We start from the raw sequence: 2,848 nt of genomic DNA on the forward strand, positions 1-2,848 counted from the left end.
AAGTGCCTCTATTCTCGGTACTGCCATTCGAGAGCTCTCAAAAAAAACGGCAGATTGGTACTTGGAGAGGACATATCTATCTTTTCAATGCAGTTTGCGGAAACTCAAGGTTTCTGTCTAATTACATGTCATTTTGCAGGCATATTCCAGCCACTCTGCCGCCAGATCCGGCCAGACTGCCACTTCTTTACTGGGCTGCCTGTCAGACCCGTCATTCAGGTTCTGCATGTCTCCGAAGTTTTTCAGGAAGGCTTCTTTTGCATCTTCCGGCATGGGAACTTTTCCGTCTCTGACCGCCTGCACCAGGTTCGTCGTCTGTTCCATGGTATAGGGCTCTCCGTATCTTCCCTCTTTCCAGTCATCATTTGCAAGGGAAAGGCCGTGTTTTCCCTGTGAAAACACATGGTGCGCATGGAGCACTCCGTTTTTGCGGCAGCTCTCCGCAAACATGTAACTGTTCTCTACCGGTACAGCCTCGTCCGTCACTGTCTGCCACAGGAAACACGGCGGCGTATCGGGAGTAACATGCTTTTCCAGAGACATATATTCCAGTTCCTCATCCGACGCCGTGCAGACCGGCTCTCCGGTCTCCGGGTCCGGCTTCATCCCGAGCAGCGCGCAGAAAGAACCTTTATGTGCCTTTTCTCCCGAGGTGATCACCGGGTAGGAAAGGATCGCCGCATCCGGACGGTTGGAAATATTCTGATATTCTTCACATTCATCCTGCACATCCCCATAATGCACACAGACGCTTGCGCAGAGATGTCCGCCTGCCGAGAATCCGCAGATCACCAGTTTCTCCGGATCCACGCAGAACTCTTCCGCATGTTTTCTGATATAGCGGATGGCCCTGGAAAGATCCTGCATGGGCTGCTTCTTCAGGGGCTCCATCATGAGCATGTTGGTCGTGTACGTCAGCACAAACGCCTGATACCCTTTCTCATAAAATTTCTTAGCTACGATCTCTCCCTCCGTCGGCGACACCACGCAGTATCCGCCTCCCGGAACTACCAGCATGCACGGGCGAATCTGTTCATCGTCGTGAAGATAGCTCACGATATTCGGAACAAATCCGAATGCAAGCGGATAATCGTACTCGTTTTCTTTCCAGATTGTTATCTTCTCCTGTTGTTTCATCTTTTTGTGTCCTCCTGAATAACCCTGATTTTTTTCGTCTCCATGTTCTCCGCTATCTGCGCCTCTGATGACTCCGGCTCCGGGTCTGGCTTCTCCGGCGCTGTTTCCTTCTTCTGCGCATCCGGCGGCGCTTCTGTCTTCTGTACAGAAGGAAGCCTGTCAGCGCCGCAAACACAACAACGACGCCTGCTGCACAGCCGATCAGGATCTTCGCCCACAGCGGGAATCCCTGATCTTCTTTCTCGCTCTGCGCTGCAGTATCCGGATCTGTCTTTCCGGTCACGGAAGTCACATAGTCCGAGGCAAGTACCACATCCGCACTCCCCACATTCTGTCCCTCATAAGTATACGTGACCGTTCCAGATCCCTGAGACGCATCTTTTACCGTAATGTTCTTCTTAAGAGCCGAGAAACTGACTCCTGCAGGGAGAAGCACATAGGCGTCTTCATCACTGTAAGAAGCTATCTCTTCCGGCTTCTCCTGATCCTTTAACATTACCTTTGAAAAATTATTAAATGCATATTCAAACATCGCACGGGTGTCCGCATAGGCATCCGCGCCGAAATCATAGAGCACAACAGCCGCAAGCTCCAGTTCCCCGTTGTCCGCCATGGTGACAAGAGTGGTCCGGGACTTGTCCGTATAACCGGTCTTTCCGCCTGTTGCATATTCATAATAGTCCTCATCCCAGGAAGCAAGCATCATGTGCTTCTGCTGAAAAGTTCTGCTTTCGTTGACGAGATTGGTAGGGCCGATCGTGTAGCTCATGGTCTGGGTAATCTTGCGGAACTCGTCATACTGGTAAACCGCCGCGGCAATCAGTGCCATGTCATGCGCTGTCGTATAATGCTGGTCATCGTGAAGCCCGTTCGGATTCACCCAGTGTGAATTCGTACAGCCCAGTTCCTGAGCCTTGTCATTCATGGCCTGGATAAACGTATTATAATCCCCGCCCATTTCTTTCCCTACTGTCTCGGCGATGGCATGCGCCACTTCATTTGCCGAGGCGAGCAGAAGTGCGTAGAGAGCATCCTCCATGCTGATGATCTCTCCGGGCTGCATGCCGATATGGGCATCTCCTCTTGTCAGGCAGCTGATACTGTCCTCTGTGATGGTCACCTGATCGGTCAGGCTGGAATTTCCCAGGGCAACAAGCGCTGTAAGAAGCTTTGTAATACTTGCCGGATAGCGTTTCTCATTGATGTTTTTTCCATAGACAATGGCGCCGCTGTTCATATCCATGACAATCGCCGCATGCCCGTATGTCTGCGGACCTGCCGGCCATCCGGTCAGATTGTTGGTGTCCGGAATCATGGCGTAGCCGTTCTGCCGCTCCGTCTCCCGGTCAAGAGGCTCCGCTGTCCCGGTATCTGTCTGTGCCTGGGCATCTGTCTGCGCCTGGGCATCTGTTCCCGCGCCGGTATCCGTCCCTGTACCGCCATCTGTCTGTGCTGCAGCATCCGCAGCCGTACCTGAATCAGATTCTCCCTCCGCAAAGACAGTTGCTGCGGGGGACAGTATCATAACTGCTGCCAGAACAACTGACAGCAGCTTTTTTACGCCTTTTTTCATAATTTGTCTCCAAAATCTTTACTTTAATATAACCCGTTGTGCTAGTTAAAATAAGAAACTCCAACAAAATGTGCTATTCTATTTATAGGGAATATAAATAAGAAAGGGGGCATCATTATGTTGAAGTTTCAAAATAAT

Annotated in this window: 2 protein-coding genes; both read right to left on the minus strand. The window is 51.1% G+C overall.

Annotated elements, in window-relative coordinates; genetic code table 11:
- Positions 1-117: 117 nt before the first annotated feature.
- Positions 118-1,137 carry an alpha/beta hydrolase gene (locus tag B5F07_RS22075; RefSeq protein WP_087163323.1) on the minus strand — a complete coding sequence of 340 codons (1,020 nt, stop codon included), beginning with the start codon at positions 1,135-1,137 and terminating at the stop codon, positions 118-120.
- Between the two features lie 52 nt (positions 1,138-1,189).
- A complete protein-coding gene (locus B5F07_RS22080; protein WP_087163324.1) occupies positions 1,190-2,710 on the minus strand; it encodes a D-alanyl-D-alanine carboxypeptidase family protein in 1,521 nt (506 codons plus the stop codon).
- Positions 2,711-2,848 lie beyond the last annotated feature (138 nt).

The organism is Lachnoclostridium sp. An169 (assembly GCF_002160525.1).
GTDB lineage: Bacteria > Bacillota > Clostridia > Lachnospirales > Lachnospiraceae > Mediterraneibacter > Mediterraneibacter cottocaccae.